24 protein-coding genes are annotated in these 26,563 nt (G+C 38.8%); 9 read left to right on the top strand and 15 right to left on the bottom strand.

Annotation, left to right across the window (positions count from 1 at the left end; genetic code table 11):
* Positions 1 to 141: 141 nt before the first annotated feature.
* From C3K47_RS17135 to C3K47_RS17125, 3 genes are all read right to left on the bottom strand, one after another.
* Positions 142 to 621 (bottom strand): hypothetical protein, encoded by a 480-nt coding sequence (locus tag C3K47_RS17135; RefSeq protein ID WP_103790389.1) that lies wholly within the window; start codon positions 619 to 621, stop codon positions 142 to 144.
* Positions 622 to 777: 156 nt separating this feature from the next.
* Complete coding sequence (locus C3K47_RS17130) at positions 778 to 1,062, bottom strand: YciI family protein (protein ID WP_103790388.1); 285 nt, start codon at positions 1,060 to 1,062, stop codon at positions 778 to 780.
* Between the two features lie 77 nt (positions 1,063 to 1,139).
* Positions 1,140 to 1,352: a hypothetical protein gene (locus tag C3K47_RS17125; RefSeq protein WP_103790387.1), complete on the bottom strand. Its 213-nt coding sequence runs from the start codon at positions 1,350 to 1,352 to the stop codon at positions 1,140 to 1,142.
* Between the two features lie 154 nt (positions 1,353 to 1,506).
* On the opposite strand from C3K47_RS17125, the gene C3K47_RS17120 reads away from it, so the two are divergent.
* On the top strand, positions 1,507 to 2,355 hold the full coding sequence (locus C3K47_RS17120) for a CvfB family protein (protein WP_103790386.1): 849 nt from the start codon (positions 1,507 to 1,509) through the stop codon (positions 2,353 to 2,355).
* Between the two features lie 257 nt (positions 2,356 to 2,612).
* Here the strand turns inward: C3K47_RS17120 and C3K47_RS17115 are convergent, their stop codons facing one another.
* Positions 2,613 to 3,062, bottom strand: a complete 450-nt coding sequence (locus C3K47_RS17115; RefSeq protein ID WP_103790385.1) for a hypothetical protein — start codon at positions 3,060 to 3,062, stop codon at positions 2,613 to 2,615.
* Between the two features lie 36 nt (positions 3,063 to 3,098).
* Between C3K47_RS17115 and C3K47_RS17110 the strand changes: the two genes are divergently transcribed.
* From C3K47_RS17110 to C3K47_RS17100, 3 genes are all read left to right on the top strand, one after another.
* On the top strand, positions 3,099 to 3,482 hold the full coding sequence (locus C3K47_RS17110; RefSeq protein ID WP_103790384.1) for a hypothetical protein: 384 nt from the start codon (positions 3,099 to 3,101) through the stop codon (positions 3,480 to 3,482).
* Between the two features lie 72 nt (positions 3,483 to 3,554).
* Entirely contained in the window at positions 3,555 to 3,953 is a 399-nt protein-coding gene (locus C3K47_RS17105; RefSeq protein ID WP_103790383.1) for a hypothetical protein, read from the top strand.
* 11 nt (positions 3,954 to 3,964) lie between these two features.
* The gene (locus C3K47_RS17100; protein ID WP_103790382.1) at positions 3,965 to 4,453 is read left to right on the top strand and encodes a hypothetical protein; all 489 of its coding nucleotides are present in this window, start codon (positions 3,965 to 3,967) and stop codon (positions 4,451 to 4,453) included.
* Positions 4,454 to 4,851: 398 nt separating this feature from the next.
* Here the strand turns inward: C3K47_RS17100 and C3K47_RS17095 are convergent, their stop codons facing one another.
* The gene (locus C3K47_RS17095) at positions 4,852 to 6,291 is read right to left on the bottom strand and encodes a nucleoside recognition domain-containing protein (RefSeq protein ID WP_103790381.1); all 1,440 of its coding nucleotides are present in this window, start codon (positions 6,289 to 6,291) and stop codon (positions 4,852 to 4,854) included.
* A gap of 235 nt (positions 6,292 to 6,526) precedes the next feature.
* Between C3K47_RS17095 and C3K47_RS17090 the strand changes: the two genes are divergently transcribed.
* The 5 genes from C3K47_RS17090 to C3K47_RS17070 all read left to right on the top strand — a co-directional run bounded on the left by C3K47_RS17090 (position 6,527) and on the right by C3K47_RS17070 (position 10,931).
* Positions 6,527 to 7,006 (top strand): hypothetical protein, encoded by a 480-nt coding sequence (locus C3K47_RS17090; protein ID WP_103790380.1) that lies wholly within the window; start codon positions 6,527 to 6,529, stop codon positions 7,004 to 7,006.
* Positions 7,007 to 7,119: 113 nt separating this feature from the next.
* Positions 7,120 to 7,995 (top strand): UbiA family prenyltransferase, encoded by an 876-nt coding sequence (locus tag C3K47_RS17085; protein WP_103790379.1) that lies wholly within the window; start codon positions 7,120 to 7,122, stop codon positions 7,993 to 7,995.
* Positions 7,992 to 9,092, top strand: coding sequence for a type III polyketide synthase (locus C3K47_RS17080; RefSeq protein WP_103790378.1), 1,101 nt, complete (start codon positions 7,992 to 7,994; stop codon positions 9,090 to 9,092). Before C3K47_RS17085 ends, C3K47_RS17080 begins: the two co-directional genes overlap by 4 nt.
* A 14-nt stretch (positions 9,093 to 9,106) precedes the next feature.
* The gene (locus C3K47_RS17075; protein WP_103790377.1) at positions 9,107 to 9,814 is read left to right on the top strand and encodes a methyltransferase domain-containing protein; all 708 of its coding nucleotides are present in this window, start codon (positions 9,107 to 9,109) and stop codon (positions 9,812 to 9,814) included.
* Positions 9,804 to 10,931 carry an NAD(P)/FAD-dependent oxidoreductase gene (locus C3K47_RS17070; RefSeq protein ID WP_103790376.1) on the top strand — a complete coding sequence of 376 codons (1,128 nt, stop codon included), beginning with the start codon at positions 9,804 to 9,806 and terminating at the stop codon, positions 10,929 to 10,931. Before C3K47_RS17075 ends, C3K47_RS17070 begins: the two co-directional genes overlap by 11 nt.
* A gap of 385 nt (positions 10,932 to 11,316) precedes the next feature.
* Here C3K47_RS17070 and C3K47_RS17065 read toward each other — a convergent pair whose 3' ends face one another.
* The 10 genes from C3K47_RS17065 to C3K47_RS17020 all read right to left on the bottom strand — a co-directional run bounded on the left by C3K47_RS17065 (position 11,317) and on the right by C3K47_RS17020 (position 26,517).
* On the bottom strand, positions 11,317 to 12,837 hold the full coding sequence (locus tag C3K47_RS17065) for an MFS transporter (protein WP_207765321.1): 1,521 nt from the start codon (positions 12,835 to 12,837) through the stop codon (positions 11,317 to 11,319).
* Between the two features lie 123 nt (positions 12,838 to 12,960).
* Positions 12,961 to 13,497 carry an acyl-CoA thioesterase gene (locus C3K47_RS17060; protein WP_103790374.1) on the bottom strand — a complete coding sequence of 179 codons (537 nt, stop codon included), beginning with the start codon at positions 13,495 to 13,497 and terminating at the stop codon, positions 12,961 to 12,963.
* 44 nt (positions 13,498 to 13,541) lie between these two features.
* Positions 13,542 to 14,141: a TetR/AcrR family transcriptional regulator gene (locus C3K47_RS17055; protein ID WP_103790373.1), complete on the bottom strand. Its 600-nt coding sequence runs from the start codon at positions 14,139 to 14,141 to the stop codon at positions 13,542 to 13,544.
* Between the two features lie 181 nt (positions 14,142 to 14,322).
* On the bottom strand, positions 14,323 to 15,822 hold the full coding sequence (locus C3K47_RS17050; protein ID WP_103790372.1) for a calcineurin-like phosphoesterase C-terminal domain-containing protein: 1,500 nt from the start codon (positions 15,820 to 15,822) through the stop codon (positions 14,323 to 14,325).
* An 8-nt stretch (positions 15,823 to 15,830) separates the two neighbouring features.
* Positions 15,831 to 18,017, bottom strand: coding sequence for a glycoside hydrolase family 65 protein (locus tag C3K47_RS17045; RefSeq protein ID WP_165784723.1), 2,187 nt, complete (start codon positions 18,015 to 18,017; stop codon positions 15,831 to 15,833).
* A 14-nt stretch (positions 18,018 to 18,031) separates the two neighbouring features.
* Complete coding sequence (locus C3K47_RS17040) at positions 18,032 to 19,708, bottom strand: alpha-amylase family glycosyl hydrolase (protein ID WP_207765320.1); 1,677 nt, start codon at positions 19,706 to 19,708, stop codon at positions 18,032 to 18,034.
* A 145-nt stretch (positions 19,709 to 19,853) separates the two neighbouring features.
* Positions 19,854 to 21,383 (bottom strand): RagB/SusD family nutrient uptake outer membrane protein, encoded by a 1,530-nt coding sequence (locus tag C3K47_RS17035; RefSeq protein ID WP_103790371.1) that lies wholly within the window; start codon positions 21,381 to 21,383, stop codon positions 19,854 to 19,856.
* A gap of 20 nt (positions 21,384 to 21,403) precedes the next feature.
* Positions 21,404 to 24,712 (bottom strand): TonB-dependent receptor, encoded by a 3,309-nt coding sequence (locus tag C3K47_RS17030; RefSeq protein ID WP_103790370.1) that lies wholly within the window; start codon positions 24,710 to 24,712, stop codon positions 21,404 to 21,406.
* A 149-nt stretch (positions 24,713 to 24,861) separates the two neighbouring features.
* On the bottom strand, positions 24,862 to 25,821 hold the full coding sequence (locus C3K47_RS17025) for a FecR family protein (protein WP_103790369.1): 960 nt from the start codon (positions 25,819 to 25,821) through the stop codon (positions 24,862 to 24,864).
* Positions 25,822 to 25,941: 120 nt separating this feature from the next.
* On the bottom strand, positions 25,942 to 26,517 hold the full coding sequence (locus tag C3K47_RS17020) for an RNA polymerase sigma-70 factor (protein WP_103790368.1): 576 nt from the start codon (positions 26,515 to 26,517) through the stop codon (positions 25,942 to 25,944).
* Between the last annotated feature and the right edge of the window lie 46 nt (positions 26,518 to 26,563).

The raw sequence follows: 26,563 nt of genomic DNA, 5'->3' as shown, positions 1-26,563 counted from the left end.
TTTACAATCAGCCGCTTGTCGTAACGACTCTTCTTGTGCAATCTAATTAAATACTGGTCTTGTTCTAACTTTTTTTCCATACATCTTTTTTTGATGTATAGTTATAATAGGACGAGACACTCAGGCTTTTTTAATTACTCCCTACGGTTCAAAGGGCGTCAATTTTTCTCCACTTCTATAGATTGCGGCTTGCTGCGTTTGCCCATCAACTCTGAAGTAAGCAAACCAACAATACTTTTTATCCACTATCATGAAATCGTCCTGTGAGATGGAATGCAACGCCAAAAGAGCATTGGGCTTGCAATCGTAAACAAAGTGTTTCATAGAAGGCGCACTCTGATATGCAATCACCATCCAATAGTTTGTATTTACATCTAGCTTATCAATCCATTCACTGTGCCTATTTAGATCAATGGCTTTGACCAGAAGTTTCTTCTTTATATTATCAAACCAGTTGCTGTATTTCCACCGAAGATTATTGTGGCTATTACTCACATCCTTCCTGATGATAAATTCGGATTCTATCGATTTTAAAATTTGACTTCCACTCGTAAACGGCACCTTAAAGTCTTCAGGTTGAAAGAGGCGCTTTAATCTATCAATTTTTTCGTCCAGGAACATCTTGTAAAATTAGTGAAGCTTTAGCCGATTTAAGATACATTGCACCTAACTAGTTTATCCATGCACTCCTTGGTATTTGATAATTCTATTAACGAACCAAGACCATGTTTTCATTTGCAATCTGATTCCTGCTGTACTAAGACTTTTACTATGCAATTAATCTTGAGTCAGTTCCCTTATCTCAATTGTACCACCCGCTTCAAACGTAGGGTTTCCTCTGATTAATTCCTGCGCATGCTCTATGTTATTGGCTTTAATACGAATATAACCTGAAAGATGTTTGGTAATTTCTTTTACCTTGCCCGTCTTAGAGATGCAGGCACCACCACCCATCGAGCTCCCACCCTGAAAAACCCCTAACTGATTCAATTTAGCAATATATATAATCCAATCATTTGTATTGCCGCCATCGCTATGCATAAGTATAATGTAGTCCTTCATATTGTTTTAAATCATTTTTTAATGACGGTCAGAGACGTTGGTTTCATTTGCAATCTGATTCCTGCAAGACTCAGAATTCAGATAACAGGGCTCTTTGGTGTTACAAACACTAACCTGTATTTCGCACGCGTTGCAAACTCGCCCGAACGGGAAGTTAAAATCAGGTAACAAGCCGCTAAAATCGCCACTACATATAAACTTCCTTGAATTAACCTGTTTTTATAATACTTGCGAATAAACTCATCGAGTTTTTGTATCAGGTAATCGTAATTCGAATTTTGATATGACATAAATACACTTAGCCTCAATAACAAATTGAACTAATAATTTCACTGTATAAATTTATTTGTAGCACGCATTAATAAAATTACAATAGCATCATGCTGATGATGGAGTGCTATCTTTGTAAACATTGGATTTTTTGAGGGGATAATATTTAGGAAAATGGAAATAGGAAAATATAACGAACTTAAGTTTGTGAAAAAATCAGGAGCTGGACTTTATTTCAGCGATGGAAAGGGAGAGGCTCTGCTGCCATATATGGAAGTTCCGGAGGGTTTACAAGAAAACGATTCTTTGAATCTTTTTGTATTTCTGGATGGAGAAGATAAGCCAAGGGCAACAATACAAAAGCCATTCGCCTGTGTAGATGAATTTGTAGCATTAACTGTTGTAAGTGAAAACGAAAGAGGCGCATATATGGACTGGGGTATTTCAAAAGATTTATTTGTGCCGCTGCGTGAGCAAAAAGCACAGATGGAAATTGGCGAGCAATATCTGGTTTATATTTCTTTAGATAGAGTAAATGGAAGAATTATTGGGTCTACAAAATTAACCAACTTCATTGAGCTGTCTGATTTTGATGTAAAGCAAGGCGATGAGGTTGAATTAATAATTGCCGATAAAACCGATTTAGGTTACAATGCAATTATTAATAAGAAGTATATGGGCCTTTTGTATCATAATGAGGTTTTTGAGCATCTATATCCCGGCGATATTAAAAAAGGATACATCAAACAAATTAGAGAAGATGATAAAATAGATCTGAGTTTGCAGGCAATAGGCTACAAGCAAGTTTTAGATTTTAAAGCTACACTATTAAATCAGCTTGAAAAGAATAATGGGGTATTGTCCCTGGGTGATAAGAGTTCCCCTGATGAAATAATGAATGAATTAAATGTAAGTAAAAAAGTTTTCAAAAAAACTATTGGTGCTCTTTATAAAGAACGCCTAATAGATATTTTTGAAAAGGAAATCAGATTAATCAATTCTGGACATTTGCTAGGAGATTAATTTGCTTTCGGGAAAATCCGCCAGTCCTTGTGTTCTTCGAATATACACAGCATCGCCCTACGGGTTTGACAGCTGTGACCCTCGCTCCCAGTTAAATTAAGTCTTCTGCAGGGGGACTTAATTTTTCAAAGGGGGAAGAGGTCTCCTGGCCAGCCAAACAGCATTTTCACCCTAAACAAGATTACATCATAAACTCAGAGCTCTGCTATCGGCCAGACAATCCTTCCTTTTTATTTGCAGTTGGTATTTGTGGGCATTTATTCTTTTATTAACTGAATTGAGTTGAAAAACTTTTGTGTTTCGGCTTCACTGTTCTTTTCGTTTTCCTTATGGTACCAAGACGCAAAAAAATATACAATCCCCTTATAGGCAAATAAACGTGCTTTGCATATTATGGGTGTATTACCCATGAATTTGCGAATTGCCTTGTATGAGATATCCTTCCCCTTAATAATACCATTTGAGAAATCTTTTTTGTAAACAAGCTCCCCTTTGTCATTGTCTAAGACTCCTAGAATGAAATTTTCCAGATATTCAGAAGTACTGCTTTTTAATTTACTTGGCATATCGCTAGTACCCACTAAAAACACACAATGATCATTTTTATTGTAAAAACATTTACGACCATTGATAATACTTATACCAGCGCTATCAGGAAAATCAACCCTAACCTTTAAATCAATATTGGTAGTTTTCCAATTATTCAAAATTTACATGATGATATAACTGGAGATGCTGTTGAAATGTATCTACCTGTAACTATTGAATACAACGGTTATTTTGACGTTTCAAAATTTCCTTCATATGGCGGCAACTACACAGCTGGTCAATATTTTCTCTCACCACATTATGATAAGTATGGTCAGTTACTATTTTATTCTGCTTATAGGAATGAAACAAATGGAATAGAATATCTAATCAAAGCTAATGATATCGATAATTTTAGAAAGAAATCTGATTATCACGTTGCAGTTGCTGATAGGCTTTATAAGAATGGTCTTCCAAGCATAAATGAAGTAGAAAATTTTGTACAAGAGCAAAATAGTACTGATATTTTAAATGAAGTTGATAGCCCTTGTCTAAAAGCAATGGTTAATGAAACATTATCAAAAGGATTAACTAATTAGGTTAATACGTTAATTACCAAAATTTTTAACAAAAATGATCAGATAAATTTGCGATACATAGAATTGAAAACAATGCCTGACTCAATATTAGGTAGGTATGTTAGTGTTAATTATGGTACATATATGATTGAGTTAAATGGCAATGTTCTTCCAAATGCAAGTAAAGAAATGATCGCAACCACTATTATACATGAAGCTCTTCATGCTTATATGGATTATTCAGGTATAAATAACTATTTTAATGATCATGATTCCATGGGAGCTGCCTATGTTGATGAAATGGCAAATGCATTGAAAGAATTGTTTCCTACTTTATCATACAGTGACGCAACGGCATTGGCATGGGGTGGATTACATGAATCTATGGCATGGTCACAGCTTGTAATGAAAAAACCATCATTAGCTCAAAGCACTTTAAATAATATCAAACAATATATTGATAAAACTAAGGGAACAGGTTGTCAACCATAAAATTATATAGAATGAAAAGAAAACTATTATTGGTCTTAGGTTGTATACTTTTTGTTTATTCCAATACTAAGGCTCAAAAAATTGATACTGTAAATCTAATTCATGAAGTTAGAAAAATTCAATCACGAGAATTAGCTTTAAATGGAACCATGTCAATGAGTAAAACATTTACTGCTTCCTTATTAAAAATTCAATTCCAACAGAACGGAGAGGTAATCTTTAATAAAGATGAATTAAAAAAAGACTTTAGAATTAACAAGAATCCTCTTCCATTAAAATACTGTCCTGAGTTAAATAAATTATTTAAATCCAGTAATAAAACACTGACTTTGTATATACCTTTAATAAGTTATGTTGTGAGGGCACATGGAACCACAGACAAAGAAAACGAGGTGGATTGGCGTACAAAGGAAGGCTTAATTATAGAGGAATCGGATAAGGGCATAAGCATTATATTTTCTCCAATTAAAATACTCATCAAAGCTTCGAATATTGAATAAGAGTATTACATCCTTTATTGATTAACATAAACTTAAGAGGATGTTACTGATCAATTCGGAATAGTATAATGCCCTAGTTAAATTAAGTCTTCCATAGGGAGACCCTGATACGCTAAGAATTCAGATAACGAGGTTGTTAGCCGAAAATACAATTTATACTTGAAAACAATAAAGCCCGGGCTTATCCTCGAGCTTTATTATTAGTTTGCTATTTGGTGTTACAAACACTAACCAGTATTTCGCACGCGTTACAAACGCGCGCGAGCTGGGGCTCCCTTTCATTTTATTTTCAGTACTATTTAATTGCGTATATAGCTGATTTAGCTGAACCTTTTATTGTTCTCATCCAGGCAATGTTTCAAGGTTTTCAGCATTCTAAAAATGATTAACCAAAATAGTTAAAAAAACCAGGTCGCCACTAAAATAGCAGTAATCACGCAAACTACATCGACTAAAAGCATAGTCCCTAAAGCGTAGCGCGTGTTTTTTATATTAACGGAACCAAAGTAAACCGCAATCACATAAAAAGTACTCTCGGCACTGCATTGAAAAATACTGCTCAATCTTCCGGTTAGGGAATCGGCGCCAAAAGTATTCATCGAATCAATTAAAAACCCCCGGGATCCTGCGGAACTAAAAGGTCTAAGCAACGCTACCGGTAAAGCATTTGTGATCTCTTTGCTTACTCCCATATTGGAAAATGCAAAAGCAATCCAATTGCTGATAATTTCAAACAAGCCGCTGTTTCTGAATAAAGAAATAGCAACTAACATCCCTAAAACATAAGGAAAAATGGTAACTCCCGTTTTAACGCCATTATTGGCTCCCGCAACAAAGGTCTCATAAACAGTGGTTTTGGCCTCCCCAAATTTCTTTTCCTTAACAAATGATAAGATCAAAGTAGCAACAATAATTCCGACCAATATCAATGCTGAAAGATTAGATGTAAAGTAATTTTTTCCTATTAGGTCCAAATGGTTTACATACATCAACAAGCCTATAATTGCGGCAATTAACACCATGAGTCCTATTACCAATGACGCACTTTTGAAGTTAATTTTTTGCTTTACTCCCACAATAAGAAAAGCAGCAATAGTACCGATAAAGGAGGTGATGATACAAGGCAGCATCACATCGGCGGGGTTGGCGGCGTTGGCAGCTGCACGATACCCAATTATAGAAGTCGCAATTAAGGTAAGTCCCGAGGCGTGAAGACACATAAACATGATCTGGGCATCACTGGCTTTGTCTTTTTCGGGGTTTATTTCCTGTAAACTTTCCATGGCTTTTAATCCAAAAGGTGTGGCAGCCGAATCCAATCCCAAGAAATTGGCGGCAAAGTTTAAGGTCATATAGGATATCGAGGGATGATTTTTGGGGATACTTGGAAACACTTTCACGAAGACCGGACTCAATACTTTTGCTAACTTTTCGGTAGCTCCCGAAATGATTAAAAGTTCCATCAATCCACAGAAAAATGCCAAATAAGCAATAAGTGGCAAAATCAAATCAATTAATGTGCTTTTACAGGTAGGCAAAAGTCCGTCTGATTTTTGAACGCCACTGAAAATTTTAACCGTTTTATTTTTATAAATGTAAGTCGTATCCGGATTGGTAGCTATCTTATTAACCACCATCGTTTGGTTTGGCGCTTTTTCGATGCTGTCTTTTACAAAAACAGGAACCTGATTAATGTATTTTTCAGCGATTAAAATTGGGTCGTCTTTTTTTCCATTCAAAATAAAATCAATGGTGTAACTGTTTCCCGTAAATAAACTGACAACAACAAATACAATTGAAGAAATGAAAATAGAGAGCCAAAATCTGCTTAATACCATAATTTGTAATTTTCGTAAAAGTAATAAATCAATAATAATCACTACTGATCAACAAAAATTAAAGAAGGATTAAGCTTCATGCCTGAAATAAGGCAAGATACAAATAGCATTATATTGTTTTCTGCCTGCTAAAATACTTATTCTTCCTGTCTGTCCTTTCTTAATTTCTTTCTACCACTTCCATCATCCCTGCAAAAAAATTTCTATTTTGCCTGCGAAAAACAATGCTTATTGCATGAAAGAAAAAGCACTCTTCGTAGAAAAACAATTTTTGGGACTGAGCCGTAGCTGGCTGCTTACCAGGCTGGTATTGGCCATCTTTTGCTTTATCATTTATTATATAGAAGAAAACCGCGACCGCAACGCCGATCTGTTGTTGGTGGTGGGTGTTTCCATCTTAATCATTTCGGGCTTATTAACGTTTATCATCCATTATAAAACCTCCATATACGAGCAGTCGATGGTATTGGATGGCTTTTGGACCACCAGCCGCGTAAAGATCGATTTTGGCAGCATTCGTAGTGTGGAAAAGGTGCTTTACAGCAGCTTCTTATTGAATAATCCGGTTTATAACCTCCATAAAAAAGGCACCATTCGCTTTTATACCCGTGGCAAATATGCCCTTAAACTTACCGATAAGGATGGCTTGGTGTACATGATCGGCAGTCAGCATTGCGATGAAATTGTTCGCTTGATCGCAGAAAGGATTAGATAGTCGGCGGTACTTAGTCAGCAGTTCGCTATCTATGGACCATGGACTATCGATTATGGCTACTAAATCTGGACGATTGACCATGGACGGAGGAATATCGCCTAACTACTAAAACCATGAACCAAGCAAAAAACACCTTGCTGCTGCTCCGCTTTCACTTTTCGTTGTTTTTAATGCCGGTATTTTTGTTTGCCTTAAGTCAGACCGAAACAATAAAGTGGCAAACAGCAATTTTATCATTTATCATACTTCACCTGTTTATCTACCCGGCCAGCAACGGATATAACAGCTATATGGACCAGGACGAAGGAAGCATAGGTGGCTTAAAATATCCTCCTAAGCCCACCAAAAAACTATTTTATGCAGCTCTCTTCCTCGATCTCCTCGGCTTAAGTCTTTCCTTTTTTATTTCCACTACTTTCTTTCTCTGTTTACTTGCTTACATATTAGCTTCAAGAGCTTATAGCTATAAAGGTATCCGCTTAAAAAAATACCCTTACCTGGGCTTTTGGGTGGTGGTGATATTCCAGGGAGGATTTACCTTTCTGATGAGCATGCATGCAGCAACATTACTAGACTTAACATCAATTACTGCTTCCCACAAATGGGCAATGATGGCCAGCAGTTTATTACTTGCCGGAGTTTATCCCTTAACCCAGATCTATCAGCATGAGGAGGACCTGAAAAACGGAGATATCACACTCAGCTATAAATTAGGTTATCGGGGGACATTTATTTTTAGTACTATTTCCTTTCTGCTTGCCAACCTTTTATTCCTGGCTTATTTCACAGAAATACTTCATCTCAACAATTTCTATATCCTTCAATTATTTTTTATACCCATTGGTTTTTATTTCGTAAGTTGGTTTATAAAGGTTTGGAACAACCCTTGCAATGCAGACTATGAGCATACCATGCGCATGAACCTCATTGCATCGGTTTGCCTTAACGCTTGTTTTATTACGCTTTTCATTTTAAACCAAATACTATGAGTAAAATTATATCAATAGCCACCGCAAATCCAACGTTTAAACATAAGCAAGAGGATATTTTACATTACATGACAGAGATGTTGCAGCCATCGTTGGATGAGAAAAAGCTATTGAATATACTTTACCAGCGAAGTGGCATAAAAACCAGGTATTCCGTTTTACCCGAATTTTCTGAGCGCTATGCCAGTCACCATGCTTCTTTTTTCGACAATGTGGAAGAAGATCCAAGCCTGGATGACCGTATGAAAGTTTATCATCAACATGCAGGACAACTGGGAGCCGATTCGGCTCACAAAAGTTTGGATGGATTTATAAAACCCGCTGAAGTTACGCACCTGATCACCGTAAGCTGTACCGGTCTTTCGGCTCCAGGTTTAGATATCGAGTTGGTTGAGCTCTTAGGACTTGAACATACCATTTACAGAACATCAGTGAATTTCATGGGCTGTTATGCAGCGCTGCATGCCCTTAAGCATGCCGATCTGATATGCAAGGCCGATAAAAATGCCCGTGTTTTAATTGTATCTGTTGAGATCTGCACCATTCACTTCCAGGCCAAAAACGATGCGGATAACATGATGGCTAATTTGTTATTTGCCGACGGAGCTGCTTCTGCTTTAGTATGCTCTGATGAAACTGCTGATGAAAAGAATTGGAAAGGTCTTAAGATCGAAAACACCCATTCCGAAATACATTTCAAAGGCAAAAAGGACATGGCATGGAAACTTTCGGAAACTGGCTTTTTAATGACCCTGAGTAATTATATCCCCGATTTGGTGGAGGCAGGCATCAAAAACCTGGTTGCCAAAACTGTAGGATCATTAGGGAAATCGCAGTCGGATATTAACCATTGGGCCATTCATCCGGGAGGCAAGCGCATTTTGGATGTCATTCAAAAGGAACTCAGCATTACGGCAGATGATCTAAATTCGGCTTATGCAACTCTCGAAAACTATGGCAATATGTCCTCCCCTACCGTTTTATATGTGCTAAAAGATCTGATGGATAAAAAAATTAACTGGACGGCTAAAGAAATCGTATTTGCTGCCGGTTTTGGACCGGGATTAACGATGGAAAGCATGCTGCTTTCCAACTAGGTTTTCTTCAGCTAATGAACTTCAGCATTCGTTCTTCTCAAAAGGAATTGCTCGATGAAGAAAACATCCCGTATAATGATCTGGCCCAAAATCTTCGGGAACTGGATTTTATTAACCGCTTCCTTGGAGGGCATGCCATTACCGTTAAAGGTGTTAAAAAGCTAAGCGATAAACTGCAGCAAACTATAACCATTCTGGATCTTGGCAGTGGTGGTGGTGATACCCTTCGGGCCATTGCCCGCTGGGCCCGTAAAGCCAATAGAAAGGTGCGGCTCATTGGCGTTGATCTAAAACCCGAATGCATCCGTTTTGCTGAAAAGGAAAGCATTGGCTTTCCTGAAATTTCCTTTATCCAGACCGACTACCGAGCCATTCAGCCTGATCAATTACAACCCGATATTATTATTTCATCTCTTTTTTGCCATCATCTTAGCAATCCCGAGATAATTGAACTTTTACAATGGATGGGTAAGAACGCCAAAATCGGTTTTGTTATCAATGATCTTCATCGTCATTTCTTAGCTTATCACAGTATCCGTTTTCTTACTACATTGTTTTCCAAATCATACCTGGTAAAAAACGATGCTAAGCTTTCCGTGGCCCGTGGATTTAATCATGGCGAATGGATGGTATTATTAAGAAAGGCCGAGATAACAACAGCTGAGATCAGCTGGCAGTGGGCATTCAGGCATTTAATTACAGCAAGAACCCATGGACTTTGAGGTTGCAATTATTGGCGGTGGTTTAGCCGGTTTAAGCCTAGCGATTCAGCTATCCAAAGCCGGACATCGCGTTATTCTGTTTGAGAAAGAGCAGTATCCTTTTCATAAAGTTTGCGGAGAATATATTTCGATGGAATCCTGGGATTTCCTCGAATCGATTGGTTTGCCGCTTACAGAAATGCAGCTTCCCCGAATTACCAAACTGGCTATTTCTGATTGCAAGGGACGATTACTTCGGCATACACTTAGCCCAGGCGGTTTTGGAATAAGCCGTTATACCTTGGATGATCGGCTTGCTTTAATTGCCCGCAGTTGTGGCGCTGAACTGCTATCCGGTACCAAAGTAACAGATATTACTTTCAGTAGCGATCGGCACCTGCTAAAGACCACTGCCGGAAACTTTACAGCAAAAGTGGTTTGCGGAGCCTGGGGCAAGCGTGCCAATCTCGATATTAAACTTAACCGCCCTTTCATTGAGTCTACCAAGCAAAATGCGCAACAGTATATTGGCGTTAAATATCATGTTAAACTTGATTTCCCTTTACATCTGATCGAATTACACAATTTCGAAGATGGATATTGCGGTATTTCGCCAGTGGACAATAACCGTCTTTGTTTATGTTACCTCACCACCGCTCAAAAACTTCAGCAAAACAACAATAACATCCGGCTTTTGGAGAATAATCTTTTAAAGAAAAACCCTGTTCTTAACCGCTATTTCTCAAATGCTGAATTTCTTTACGAGGAGCCGCTTGCCATCTCGCAAATCAGCTTTGCCGCTAAAACACTTGTGGAGGATCACATTTTCATGACCGGTGACTCGGCCGGGATGATAACTCCTTTATGTGGCAATGGAATGAGCATGGCTTTGCATTCTTCGAAATTATTAAGTGGTGTTATCATTGAATATTTAGGTGGGAAATTAACTCGAAGCCAAGCGGAGGATCGTTACACAAACCTTTGGCGAAAAAACTTCAATTCGAGATTAAGGGCCGGAAGAATATTTCAACAATTATTTGGCAAACCTGCCGTAACTAATCTTACACTAAAATCGCTTTCGTATTTCCCGGGGTTAACCTCTAAATTAATTGATTTAACCCATGGAGGGGTGTTTTAAGGGGCTTCGACTGCGCTCAGCCTGACAACATTTGTCACCCTGAACACAGCCGAAGGGCACCAATGTGTGTCCGGATTTGTAATCCGGACACACATAAGCGTGGAATTCAATTCAGTATTCAATACCCGAATGAGTTGAATGAGCAAGGAGGCTTCGACTGCGCTCAGCCTGACATCGTCACTTTGAGCGTAACCGAAGGGCGTCGCTATTCGGGATTGCAAATCTGAAAAAGCACAGATTTAATTCATGGCGGACCGTTTTAAGGCTTCGACTACGCTCAGCCTGACAACGTCACCTTGAGCGAAGTCGAAAGGTGTTTCGACTTCGCTTAGAGGAATAACGCTAAGCCTTTTTCAGACAGCCTCCTGTATAAATAGTTTTGGATTTAAACCGTTTCTTTTACAACCTGCTCTACATTCTCAGGCTTTTCAACAGGCTTTTCTTTAATAAAGATCAGTCCGATAATAAAGCAGACCAATGCAATGCTGATCGGATAGATCAATCCGGCGAAGTGATTGCCTGTTTGAAACACCAGCAAAGTAGCTATCGTTGGCAGCAGTCCACCGATAACTCCATTTCCCAAATGATATGGAAGGGACATGGACGTATAACGGATATGCGTTGGAAACAGCTCGACCAAAAATGCTGCAATCGGACCATAAACAAGGGTCACAAAAAGAACCTGGACGAATATCAAGCCTATCAGTAAAATAACATTCGACAGACCTAGCGAGACTTCTTTTTTAATTTCAGAAGGAGCCACTGCTTTACTGATACTTGTCTCTTTAATTTTTGTACCGTCATCATACAACCTGGTTTCAATTACTTTGGCAGCTTCAGTTCCATCAGCTTGTTTAACAGTCGATGTTTCAACTGTTCTCTTGCTTTCAATCTCTGTCTTTTCAGTAATATTTACGGTATTATCCATCACTTTATAGATCGGATAGTAGCATATAGCGGCAATCAGCATACCGGTAAGCATAAGCTTCTTTCTTCCGATCTTGTCCGAAAGTTTTCCAAAAACAATAAAGAACGGTGTTCCTAGTAATAGGGCGATGGCAATGATCACATTTGATTGTACAAATTCAATGTTCATTGTTTTTTGAAGGAATGATAATGCGTAAAACTGTCCGGTGTACCATACCACTCCCTGGCCCATTGTGGCTCCAAATAAGGCCAGTAGCACCATTTTCAAGTTTTCTTTGTTTCCAAAGCTTTCCTTCAAAGGGTTTTTAGCCACTTTTCCTTCGGCCTTCAGCTGTGTAAACAATGGCGATTCATGTAAACGAATACGGATGTAATACGACATGATGACTAAAAAAACCGATAATAAAAACGGAATTCTCCATCCCCAGGCACTAAAGCTATCAGCAGGCATTAGCAAACGGGTAATCAGTATCACCCCCAAGGACAGAAACAAACCTAAAGTAGCGGTAGTTTGAATAAAGCTTGTATAATAACCTCGCTTATGCTCGGGAGAGTGCTCGGCAACATAGGTAGCCGCGCCGCCATATTCTCCGCCCAAAGCCAAGCCCTGAACCAGACGCAGCAGTAAAACAATGATGGGTGCGAAAACTCCAATTTGCTGATATGAAGGCACAAGGCCTATGGCAAAAGTGGCGCCCCCCATTAGCAGCAAGGTGAGCAGGAAGGTATACTTACGCCCAACCAAATCGCCCAGGCGGCCAAAGACTATGGCGCCGAAAGGCCGAACCACAAAACCTACCGCAAATGTGGCTAAAGTAGACACGTATGCTAAGGTTGGGTTGCTGGCCGGGAAAAACTTTTCAGCAATAATTAATGAAAGGCTTCCGAAAATATAGAAGTCGTACCATTCAATGAGCGTACCGGCTGAGGAAGCAAAAATTACTTCCCAAATTTTGTTTTTTGGTTGACTTGTTTGCATATACATAAATTGGTCGCTAAAAAGATAGATAAAATTGTATAAGACCAAATATCATTTTAACAAAATCTTCTCAATTTCAGCTTCTATAAAAAGTATAATTAAACTTTCCACTGCGTATACAACTTAAATACTTACTTCAACAATAGCATTGTTTTTTTGAAGCAACTGCGAAATCCGTTTCGTCAAATTCATTGATTCCAAATCAGGCTCATTTACAACTTTAATTTGCTCAAACAAGGCCATCATTTCTTCGGTATGTTCTTTTTTCTTTCCGCTAAGTACTGATACAGGCACAAACTGGGTCCATAATACTGCTTTTAACTCCTGCCCTGCCTGATCCCAAATACTCATCTCCACCCAAATGGATGTTAAATTAAAATCAAGCAAAGCCGTTCTGATCCTGATCTCCTCACCAAGCATTACTGGCCGCAAATACTGAATTTCATGGCCACTTATCACCCATGCAGCACCTTGCTTTGCAAATAGATTTAAGTCGACGTCGTAAAATTGTTTCAAATGCTCTTCACGGGCATGAAGGCAGTAGTCGAGATAACGGGCATTATTAAGATGCCTGAAAGGATCGCAATCACTAAACCTGACTTTATAAGAAGTTTCGGGATAATGATTGATTTGAGTAGTTGATTTTTTCTGATTTTCCATATTATTATTTTATAGACCGAACGGTCTTTTTTAGGGCAAAAAAATTATAGAGGTAGTTGCTGTTCAATTTGGTTAGAAAGAAGATTAAGTACTAATTGTAATTTCTGGTCATTTCCCTCAAGTTTAGACAGCATTATTCCACCTTCTATTTGGGCATACATTAATACGGCAAATTGTTCAGCATTTACGGCCTGGTTTATTTCATTTAGTTCTTGTCCATTTTGGATAATACGCGTCAATGATTTTAACAACCTATTTACTGCCCACAATAAATGTTTACGCAGCTCGGGGTTGGTATCATCAACCTCCATTGAAAAATTAAGGATGGGACAACCGCCTTCAATTGTGGGCTGACTGCTATAATTCTGATAAAAGCTCAAAATTGCTTTTAGTTTTTCAAGGCTGTTTTCATGTTTAGCTACTGCAGCAACAAGCGCCTTTTCCAGTTCTGCATATGCATAATTAAATACCTCAACGGCAATATCCTGCTTACTATTAAAATGCCCGTAAACCCCTCCCTTTTTTAAACCGGTAGCGACTAAAATGTCATTCAAGGAAGTCCCGGCGAAACCTTTCACATTAAAAAGGGCTGCCGATCTTTCAATGATCATCGCCCGGGTACGTTCAGCTTTACTTTGTTGCATAGTCAAATATAGACCATTCGGTCTGTTTTATGAAAAATATTTTCAATTAATCAGTATAGTTTATCCTAAAAACAAAAAGCGGCCTTTCGGCCGCCCAGCTTATTTGATTTGGTCTCTTTTTAACAATCCGTTTAAAAACCTTTATCAGATTTTTCCTTTTAATTTTCTCTCCATCTAAAAACTAACTCACCACTTTCTTACTTGTATAAACAGTGCCAAATCGATCCGTTACTTTTACCACAATTTCTTTTGCAGTTACTGATGGTTTTAATGTAAAAAGATGATCTGTTATGATCGGTTCAACCCATTTACGCATTGCAGGTAAAGTTGGGCCGTCGTACAATTCGAGCGCAAGAGGATCATAATCAGTAATTCGGGTTAAGGCACCTTTTTCCTTTCCATCTTCCAGCCATTCCACTTTCCAGTGTTCATCCCAATTCCAAACATTCACCAATAGCTCATCCGGGTACTTTTTGTGATAACCTTTATTGTAAACCTCCAACTGGTAATTTTTATCCTTTCCGGTTGATTTATAGTACCAGGACAATTGAGTTCCATTCACTTCAAAAACACCATAACCAGCAGGAGTACCATCGCCGCAACAAGGACCAGCCCACCAAGCACCGCAAGCAGTTCCTAAATTATGCTCCATTAAGCATTCATTGATAATCACATTTTCATTCCAATGCGTATGGCCTGAGATAATATGAGTGTTGAAAGGCTCCAGGATCTTATACAATTGTTTCCGGTTGGATAACACACTCACGATGTTTTCTTCTTTTAAACCCAAGCGTTTTTTCTCAGCTGTATCAGAAGGAATATGCATTACCACAATAACCAATGAATCTTTAGGGACCAAAGCCAGATCTTTTTCAAGCCAGCTTAACTGACTTTCGGTTAAGTAGCCTATATAGCGTTTGCCAGCTCCGATAGAGAACACATTATCCAAAACGACATAATGAGCCTTTCCCCTATTAAATGAATAATACGTTGGACCAAAATGTTGCTTAAAGGTTACGGCCGAAAATTCATCACTCCGCACATTCTCATAATCCATATCATGGTTACCAAGCACCTGAAAAAAGGGGACGCCTGTTAATGCCACGGCCTGTTTATAATCCGCAAAAAGCTCATGCTTATCGAAAACCAGGTCACCACAACAAATACCATGAAAAGGCTGATCGGAATAATTCTTTGCCAATTCGGCTAAATCGGGAGCAGTGGTTGATATTAATAGATCAGCATCTCTACGATTCATTATTTGAGGATCGGCCCAAACAGCAAAACGATGTTTATCATCTGAATCAACTGCCAATTTTTTCAGCTCAAAATTGGCAGTAAAAACCTTTTCCCCTTTATTGATAGCCCTGTAGAAAGAGGCTATCCCTTTCTCATGCTCAATTTGAAAACCAGCCGGAATAGAGATATGAACAAACTCCGCAGTTTTATTGCTTAATAATTTGTAGAAACCGTTTTTATCGGTTTGTGTGCAATTGATGCCATCGCTTACTATTACCCCCGCTATTCCCTTTCTCCCCTCATGAACTTTACCTTTAAGCGTGATAAGTTCTACCGGATTTAATGACTTTGCTGAATGCTCAGCAGCATTAGCCACTCCTGTAGGTATTGCGGCCACCGCCCCAAGTAAACCTAAACTTCTAAGAAAATCTCTTCTAAACATGCCTTGGTTTACTTCTTTATGAGATAAGTAGCCTTAGCAGGGCCCACTCCTTTTATGGTTAATGATTTCCAATGAGCAGGCAGTTTACTTTTCACTTGCTGAATGCCTTTTGGTGTAATATCTAATCCGCCAAAACCCATTAAAACCGCTTGCAGCACACCACCGGCACCAGTTGCGAAATACGGGTTTGTTCCGCCTTTGGTTTCGGCAATTACCCTGAAAGGAGGATTTAAATTGGGGATAAATGCATCCTGGAAATAGTGATAGGCTTGTTGCTCATCTCCCAAACGTGCATAGAGCAAAGAGAAAATAGCCTGCGTCATTGCCGGGGTACCTGAAACAGGAACCCGTGTTTGATAGTATTCAAGATCCTTTTTGATCTGCACCTCATTAGTAATTCTCTTAAGCGGATAGGCCAGCAAATTCACATCAGCCTGCTTAATTGGTTCACCATTATAAGTAGCGTGTTCGCGGGTAACCCCATCAGGAAATTGATGAATAGGAATATTTTTAGCAACCAGGCTCCAATCAGCATTTTCAGGTTTACCCAGGAGCTTAGCAGCCTGATTAGCGATTTCCAAATTTGCTTTGGCAATGGCATTGGTGAACGCATCATTATCAACATTCTCGGCCCATTCATCCGAAGCCACCACATTTTTTATATCAAACTTACCCGGGCCATTGCGTTCCACACGGCTGGCCCAAAAATCGGCAGTAGCTTCAATTATTGGCCAGCCTTTGTTTTTCAGCCATTCTTTATCTTGTGTAACACAGTAATAACTCCAGGTTGCAAAGGCAACGCATCCTGTTATATGATGCTCAAAGGGACCGCTTAATGCCCAAACAGGTGTTTCTTCGGCACCTGACTCAGCACTTTCCCAGGGAAACATGGCGCCTTTATAACCGTGCGAAAAGGCATTTTGCTTAGCAACTTCTAAACGCTTAAATCGATAATCGATCAATGATTCAGCTATTTCAGGATGCAAAACCAACAAAGGAGGGAACATCCAGGTGTCGGTATCCCAAAATACGTGTCCATTATATCCCAAACCCGACAATCCCATTGGCGACAAAGACATTCCAGAACCTGCCCGCGAGAAAGCATACAGATGATACAGCATGCTTCTAACATCTTGCTGCGCCTGATCGTCACCTTCTATCAAAATATCACTCTTCCATAGATCATCCCAGGCCTTGTTGTGCAAACTAATTAAGCGTTGCTTACCTTCCATTTTGGCAAAAATGGCAAGGCGCTCCGTTTCATTTAATGGATCGGGATGATGAGCTGTACTCAAAACAGCGCCTGCAATTGCATATGAATAGGTCGTTCCAGCTTGTATTTTCTTTGTAAACCGCATGCTATGCCTATTATTATCATACATAGCATGAATAATATTAGGCTGCTGATCTTTAGGTTCGTCAAATAAGAAAGTGGTGGATGCAGCCAATCCAATTTTACCGGTAGGACTTTTTGCCGTTGTGGTAAGCAAACTGATAGCTACATGCGAACGGACAATCTCATTAAAATAGTTTTGAGCATCACGCAAGGCATCAGGAGTTTCCATGCTATTAGAAGCCCCTATTTCCACATCTTGTTTAGCACTTACACTCACATCAACCATTACCGAATACGGCAAGTGTCTTAATGAATAAACGGTATAATTGACAGTGGCCTTTTCACCCACATTAAAGGAAGTGGTGAAACTTCCATTCTTCATATTTAACTGTTGGGTAAAGTTGCTGATATTGTTAGCCGAAATTGACTTTCCATCAACAGACAAGCCCATATTCAGCAAATTAATACCGTTTATAAAGTTGCTTACACGCCCCCGGCCATACAGGTCATAGGCCCCGGCGAGTACAATGTTTTTAACTTTAAAAGGCTCGGGAGAGGAAACAATACCAACCATTCCGTTGGCTACACTCACCCCGTAATAATTAGATGGGTCGATCTTATCGGCTTTGATTATCCAGGGATCAACCTGGGCTTTAACGTTAATTGCCGAAAGCAAAACTGCTGCAACGATACAAAATGCGCTTTTACTATATGATTTAATTTTAGAATACCAATTTGCTACGCTTCGACTCCGCTCAGCGTGACATTCAGCGGGAAGCTCAGTGTGACGTTCAGCAGGGTGCTCAGCGTTACGTTCATAGGCAATAAAGCCACAACCTCTAAATTTATACTTGAACATAGCCTTATCAGGTTTTAGTTTAATTTGAAAATGCCATAACTGCTTGCCTTAGCTGTAATGGTTAATCCTTTACTTTTATCGGCGTTCAACTCTACCCCATCAACAAGCGTCGAGTTTACCTTTTTAATCTTTTTATCTGACTTTAGTTGAATCGCCTGTTCTTTAGTAGATGGATTGATCACGATCAGGAAGGTTTCGTTTTTGAACTTGCGCTGATAAACCAAAGGATAGGTATGCTCAGCCGTGTTATAAAACCTAATTGATCCTTCTGTTCTCAAAGCCTTTGAAGTACTCTTTAAAGCCAGCAGTTTACGGGTAAAATGAAGGAGTGAACTTGAGTCTGTTAATTGAGTAGCCACATCAGGGCGGTTCAATGAAGAATCCAGCGGCAAATAAAACTGCTTAGGATCAGCATCGGAGAAACCGGCGCCTTTGGTTTTATCCCATTGCATAGGCGTTCTTGTTCCAGCACGATTACCTTTACTTAGCACGCTTCCTTCTTTATTGGGTAAACCGCTGACGTATTTCATCCCGATCTCATCACCATAATAAACCAAGGGAACGCTTGGCAGGGTTAAGAAAAATACCATAGCAGCCTTTAATTGCTCAACAGTATTCCTGTCGCCACTTGCCGGGCGCTGAAAATCATGATTGGACGTTGGTAAACACAAGTAGCCCTTACCCGCAATAACTTCTTTTAATTGCTGATTATAGATATTAATGAAATTGACTGGAGAGCCATTGCCCTGACTACTGAAATAACAGGTATCATGACGGTAAACACCTTCTTTATTAAAAAACAGGGAGCTATAACCCGAATTTCGCAGATGGATGAGAAAATCCATCATAAAGTTAGCTTTGATCGATTTTGCAGGATCACCCCATTCGGCAATTAAAATCCCATCAGCATATTTTGATTGAAAATGAGAACGGATATCTTTCCATAACTTATTAGTTGCCGATAAATCAGGATCATTCTTTACTAAAGAGCCTGCCATATCAACCCTGAAACCGTCAGCGCCTTTATCCATCCAAAAATCCATGATCTTGATCAATTCGGCTTTTGTCTTTTGAGGCCCTTCAGCTGTTACCGGTTGTTCCCAGGGATTAGCAGGATTAGGTTTACCATAACCATAATTCAATGCAGGTTGAACATCAAAAAAGTTCTTACGATAAGTACCGTTACGTTCAAATTTCCCGGCAACAAACCTTTCTGGTTTTAAGGTTGAATCGTTCGTCCAAATGTACCGGTGCGAAAATTCGTTTGGCGTTTGTTGCTGAGAGGCTTTGAACCATGGATGCTGATCGGAGGTATGCCCTGCAACCAAGTCTAAACAAACCCGCATGTTGCGTTTGTGAGCTTCATTAAATAAATTCTCCAGATCTTGATTAGAGCCATACCGGGGGGCCACTTTGTAATAATCCGTTACATCGTATCCGGCATCAAAAAAAGGAGACTCAAAACAAGGGTTGATCCAAATAGTATTACATCCCAACCATTTAATATAATCAAGCCGTTGAGTAATACCATTAATATCTCCAATACCGTCATTGTTGGTGTCCTGAAAACTCTGGGGATAAATCTGATAAAATACGGCAGTTTTTAACCAGTTGGGCACTGGTTGTATTTTTTGGGCTGAAAGCGAGCCAGTAAGCATTGTAAAGCACAATGCAAGTACGAATTGCTTCATCTATATAATTATAAAAATTATCAGTAAATAACTTATGCAATGATCATTGCGAAGCATGAAAAAGGAAACAATCCATTTGTTAACCATTGGCAGCCTCCACAAAAAAAGCTGCCAATAGTGGTTAACTTACTTACAATCGTTTCTTTTAATACCCATTATTTGGAAGTAAATCAGGATTAGCTTCAATTGCACTAATTGGAATTGGCAATAGCACCATGTGAGCCGGTGTTTCAAAATTCTTCTCAGCACGAGGAGCTCTGTATTTATTGAAACGGATCAAATCGGTTCTACGACCACCTTCCCAATACAACTCATATCCACGCTCGTTCAAAATTTTATCTAGATCGAGTGAAGTATAAGCCGGTTGTCCGCGTTTGGTGTTTCTTATATAATTAATATCCTCCAAGGCACTAGCTTCATCACCTGCTCTAAATTTCGCCTCAGCGCGTATCAGGTAGGTATCAGATAAACGATACAACGGAAAATCATTTCCTGCAGCACCGGTGTTAGTGGTTGGTGGGTTAGGTGCAAACTTAACAATACGTACACCTTGAGCTTCTGTTGAATTAGCGATACTAAAATCTTTTGTAAAGATAAGTGGCTTATTATCGCGGGTTGTTAATGCAACACCAGCAACTGAGTATTGTTGGCCGATAAGGAATCCTTGATTGAAACCTAATTGACCAATTAAACGCCTATCGCTGAATCGCTGGTCACTCTCGTCCCATGTATTCACAAAGGCAGGAGTAGTACAGCATCCATTATTTCCTCCGGCAGTAAAATTGCCAAATTTTTGGTTGTAGTGTATTGTTATTCTAACCCATTCTGATCCAGTTAAACCATTTGTTTCATCATAAATAACTGAAAGAATGCTTTCGGTACTCTGCAAATAGGCCGCATTATCAAATTGGAATAACTTCCAATAATCATCAGCAATTTTGTATTGCCCCGAATTGATAATATCATCACATGCTTTAATGGTTTCGGCCCATTTAGTTTTACCGGTATAAACTTCATGATTCAGGTAAACATGAGCCAGCAACATTTGTGCAGCAGCTTTTGATACTCTGCCATAAGGAATGTCAGACTTATTTTTTAAAAGCGGAATGATTTCATTCAGCTCTTTAATGATTCGCTCAACAGCTTGTTCACGTTTTAATATTACCGGAGATTTAGAGAAATCAATTTCGGTGTATTCTCTGAACGGAAACTTACCAAAGTTATCCATCAGTTTAAACATACACAGCGCTCTGATAAATCTAATCTCAGCCATGTACCCATCTTTTTTTTCTGATTGTGGAAATGCTGACAGGTATTTTAATGATATGTTACTCTTATTTATACCTATCAAAAAACTATTCCAGGTATTTTTAATATTGCTATTTGTTGGGGTATATGTATGAGTAGAGAGCGCCTGACGATCAGGGCTTTGCCAATCAGCTCCTCTTCCCGGCCAAGCAAGCTCATCTGTAGTTGCTAATACGGTGCCCCAAACTCCTGATGATCCACCTTGCAAATCTCTAAGGTAAGCGTAAGCAGGAGCTGCAATCATTTCCATGTTTTTACTATCTGAAACAACGTTTCCTCCGTTAGCCTCATCTAAAATTTCCTCATTTACCGAACATGCTGTTAGGGAAAGAGTCAGGGCAGTTACCAGAATATATATTTTTTTCATGCTTAATTGTCATTTAGAATTTAGAATTCAACATTTACTCCGAAAACAACAGTACGGGCTTTTGGATAAGTAGTCCAATCGATACCCATTGAAGGCACACCACTTGCTGAGTGATCGGCGTTAACTTCAGGATCGTAACCAGAATAATCTGTAATTACAAACAAGTTATTACCGGTTACGCTGAAACGTAACTTGCTCAACCAGTTAATGCTTTTCACATTAACAGAATAGCCCAAAGTTGCATTTGACAAGCGTAAAAATGATCCATCTTCAATGAAGCGGCTACTGTAGGTTAATGTCCCGTTTGGATTCTCTTTGCTTTGAGCAGCATCTTTCGTTGCATTCCATTCTTTAGAAATCAGGGTGTTCTGACTCATAATATTTGCAACGTTGTTATAGATCTTATTGCCATAAACGCCATTTAAATTAACCGCTAAGTCTACGCCTTTGTAACTTACACTTGTATTAAAACCATAGGTTAACTTAGGCATGGCAGATCCTAAAGATTGCTGAATTTCAACACCGTTGGCATCTTTTTCAAACGTACTATTACCCAACTCATCAAAGCCTAAGAACTTACGTCCCCAGAAAGTTCCAATTGGATAGCCGTTTTTAACAACCTGTGAAGAGAACCCTGTAATACCCGGACCACTTGGCGCGCCTGTTGTGATCTGACTCATTGGCAAGCCCGATACTTCATTCTTAATAGTGGTGAAGTTTACGCCTGCATCCCAGGTAAGACCTTTATTATTTACAATGACACCGGTTAAACCCAACTCAAAACCTCTGTTCAAGATTTTCATACCCGGAACGTTGGACCATACTGTGGTGGTTGGAGCTGGAGCAATGGAGTTTACTTGTAATAATACGTCGCTGGTTGTTTTATCAAAATAATCGATGGTACCAGTAATTCGTCCATTTAAAAACCCAAAATCGAGACCGGCATTCACCTGGTTGGTTGTTTCCCAGCGGATATCAGGATTTGGTGTACGGGAAAGTGTGATACCTGAAGTTACATTCTTGGCAGAACCATCTAAAATGGCATTATTACCTGACGAAGAAGAACCTAACAATATTTGAGAGATCTTATTAGGAATTTCCTGGTTACCGGTAATACCCCAGCCTAATCGCATTTTCAAGTTGCTGAAGACACCCAGGTTTTTAACAAACTCTTCCTCATTTAATTTCCATGCAAATGAAGCAGATGGGAAAAGACCATATTTATTATTTGCACCAAATTTTGTTGAACCATCACTTCTTAATGTGGCAGTAACTAAATACTTATTGTCTAAGTTGTAATTAACACGGCCAAAAAATGATTGCAATGCATTCTTAGTGATTGACGATCCAACAGTAGCTGCTTTAAAGTTTCCTAAAGCTAAGTTATTGATGTAATCGAAGTCGGTAATGGTAAAACCATCTTCACTAAATCTATAGGTATAAACTTTAAACTGTTGGTATGAATGACCTCCCAAAACATTAAAACGGTGCTTCTCATTAATGTTGAAATCATAGGTCAGGTAGTTCTCAATTAAATTACTCGACAATGAAACATCGCTAATATCAACCGTACCTTTATTTGTTAAATAAATAAGGCTTTGGTTTTGCATTACTTTCCTCGATGCTTTTGATTGATCAGCAGCCAGGTTGATCTTGTATTTCAAACCTTTAATGATTTCAAATGATCCGCTGATGTTACCCATAACACGGTCGGTTTGATTATTATCGCTTGTCAGATCGATCATTGCCAATGGGTTACGCACATCAGCACTCATCTGTTTAAACGTTCCATCAGGATTGTAAACAGGCAAAGTAGGATTCAATTTTAATGACGATAAGATCACGTCGCCCTCAAAGCCTCCGGTTTCACCAATAGGAACGCGCTGGTCATTGGTACGAGCTGCTGTTAAATTAGCTTCTAAACGTAATTTATCGTTAATCAGGTTTTGGATCACATTAAATCGTCCGGTATATTTCTCTAAGCCGGTTTTTTTAATGATACCTTCCTGATCTAAATAACTTAATGAAGCACGGTAAGAACCTTTGTCATTACCGCCACCATAGGATAAATTATGACTTTGCGTACGGGCTGTTCTGTAAATCTGGTTCTGCCAGTTAGTGTTAGACCCATAATCAGCACCTGTTAAACCTCTATCAGCTCTGAAAGAAAGAAATTCCTGAGCATTCAATAAGTCTAACTGTTTTGGAAGTTCAGCAATTGAGGTGTTTGCCGAATAAGTCAAAACCCCTTTACCTGATTTTCCTTTTTTAGTGGTAATTAGAATAACACCGTTTGCACCACGTGAACCATAGATAGCAGTAGCAGATGCATCTTTCAATACATCCATGCTTTCAATATCATCCGGGTTTAAGAAGTTCAATGGATTTTTGGTTGCGGCACTACCTGTACCTGTAACTGTAGCCCCACTTGGCTGAACATCGGTAATATCTAAGGGAACTCCGTCAACTACATAGAGAGGATCCTGACCTGAACGCACAGAGTTCGATCCCCTGATACGAACTGATGCACCGGCACCCGGCTCACCCCCATTGTTAACCACGTTAATACCTGGCATGCGACCCTGGATTAGATCAACCGGGTTAACAACCGTTCCTTTATTAAACTCTTTATTACTAATTGTACCTACCGATCCGGTGACGTCTTTCTTATTTACTGAACCATAACCCACCGACACGACAACTTCTTTCAAACCAATGGCGTTGTTAAGCAACTTTATGTTAAGAGTTTTGTTATTTCCCACCGTAATTTCTTGTGTTGTCATCCCCACATAACTGAACACCAATACCGACTCGCTCGACGAAACTGTAACTTCATACTTTCCGTTTATATCGGTAGTAGCACCCCCTGTTGTTTTTTTAACACTTACAGAAACACCTGGCAAAGCGATCCCTTCATCGTCAGTAACGATTCCGGTTACTTTGCGACTTTCTTCCTTTGTCCCCTGACTTATTTGAGTGGTTTTAAGAAGGATAAGGTTGTCTTTTTGAATAGTGAAATTAACATTTGAGCCAGCAAACAATGAGTTTAGCACCTCTTGAACCGACTTATTTTTTACATGCAACGAAACTTTTCGGTTAACATCAAGTTGTTCGCGCTGATAAAAGAAACGATAAGACGTTTTCGCCTCAATGGATTTAAACACCTCTGTAATAGGTGTATTATCAAAATCCAGCGATACGTTTTGTGATTGCGAATATGCTGTTCCTATGTTAAACGTTGCCACCAACAGGATGATCAGCATGCATTTAAACCCTACTTTTTTTCCCTCTTTTATAGGATTAAAGTAGTTTTTAATTATTTTTTGCATAGTTTTAATTATAGATTAATTCAAAAGTTCAATTAAGTTGATCTTATGTGCCGAAAGACTCTTCGACCTTTCTTTCGGCACTTTTCTTTTTTAATTCCATTAGTAATTTTTTTTATTCCATAGACAATACATTTTGTTTTCCTAATACATTAAGGTTGTTTCTCTATCATTATTACATTGCCACTAACGAGCTGATATTTAATCGGAAGTGTTTCTTTAATTAAATTCAGCACCTGAATAATATTTTCACTCCTAATGCTTCCATCATAATGGTATTTAAATAATGATGGATCATTAACTTCAAATTGCACATTGTATCTGCTTTCCAGAATTTTCAGCAGGTCGCCAAAGTTTTTATTTTCAAATCTGATCTCTGCTTCTTTCCATACCGAAGCCAGCTCAGGCTGAACGGTAGTTAAGCTTGACTGTTTTTTCTCTTTGTTAAACGAAAACTGCTGGCCCGGAATCATTAAGGTTGGTTTAATTACGTTTATATCATTTTCCGGCAAAATTTCAATAGACCCTTCTTGCAACGTAGTTATTACTTCTTTATTTTGAGGATAAGCTTTCACATTGAAAACTGTTCCGTGTACCGCCACCTTATACTGACCTGCATGAACAATAAATGGTTTTTCAGGCATTTTTGTAACCTTAAACCAGCCTTCTCCCTTTAAAAACACCTCTCTTTTGTCTGAAGAGTTGAGCTTATAGGTTAATTCAGAATTTGCATTTAAGAAAACCGATGAGCCGTCGGGTAAAATTGTTTGTGAAATTGATTTATTGTCGGCAATAATCCTGATTTCCGACTCATTGGTATTTTTTCGAAAATAAGGCTGAAGGGCAAAAACATAGATCAGCATTCCCAAGATAAAAATGGCTGCCCTTGACCCAATTAAAGTCATCAGGCGAATCACTTTTTTACGCTTTTGCTGCTTTTCATTTTCAGCAATCGTTTCGCAAATCTTCTCGAACAGCGGCGCCGTTATTATTTGCTCCTCAGCCGAGCTTTCAGTTTGCTCCAATTGCTTATATAGATCATGCTTAATTTCAAACTCCATTTCCGGGTTGAAAAACGATTGAATGATCTTTTCCTTGTTTTCTGATTTCATAATTGTATGCTCATAAAAAAGCGCACGATCACCTTTTAAGACAGGTCATCTACTATTAATACGTACAAGTAACCTTAACTACTCACGCGCACATTAAAAAAAATTAAAAAGAGAATTGTATTAAGAGAAATAGAAGAATGCGATGTACAAGATATACCTGGAATCAATATGCTCTTTCAGAAAAGCCATTGCCCGGTATACCTGATTTTCTACGGTTCGTTTAGAAATATTTAGCTGTTGAGCAATTTCGTCATAACTCAAACCATCAAACCTGCTCATTGTAAATACCTGCCTCCGTTGTTCTGGCATTTGAGCAACTAAAGTATTTAACTGACTCTGAAGGTCATTTAATGCAAGTTTATTCCAGGTAGAGTCATCTTCTTCCGTTTGTTGGAAAACGGATAGTTCGGCATGCATTTTTTCAAGCTTTCGTTTTCTAAGCTGATCGTAAATAAGATTTACCGCTATTTTAAAAATATACGATTGGATATTTTTCGACAGATCCAGCTCTTGGCGTTTATTCCAAACCCTCACAAAAACATCTTGCACCAATTCTTCCGCATCAAGGGATGACTTTAGGTAAGAATTTCCAAACTTGTAAATCCTGGACGCATACAAATCAAACAGCTCTTTAAACATAGCCTCATCAAAATCTCGCTCAACAAAAAACGTACTATCCTCAGCAACTTTATTCAATTTAAACAGTGATTGATTTTAAAGCCCGAAAGATACACAAAGTACA

Origin of the sequence: Solitalea longa (assembly GCF_002920915.1) — a bacterium.
GTDB lineage: Bacteria > Bacteroidota > Bacteroidia > Sphingobacteriales > Sphingobacteriaceae > Solitalea > Solitalea longa.
The sequence above is the reverse complement of the archived record's forward strand: the minus strand, read 5'-3'. Positions and strand labels throughout refer to the sequence as shown.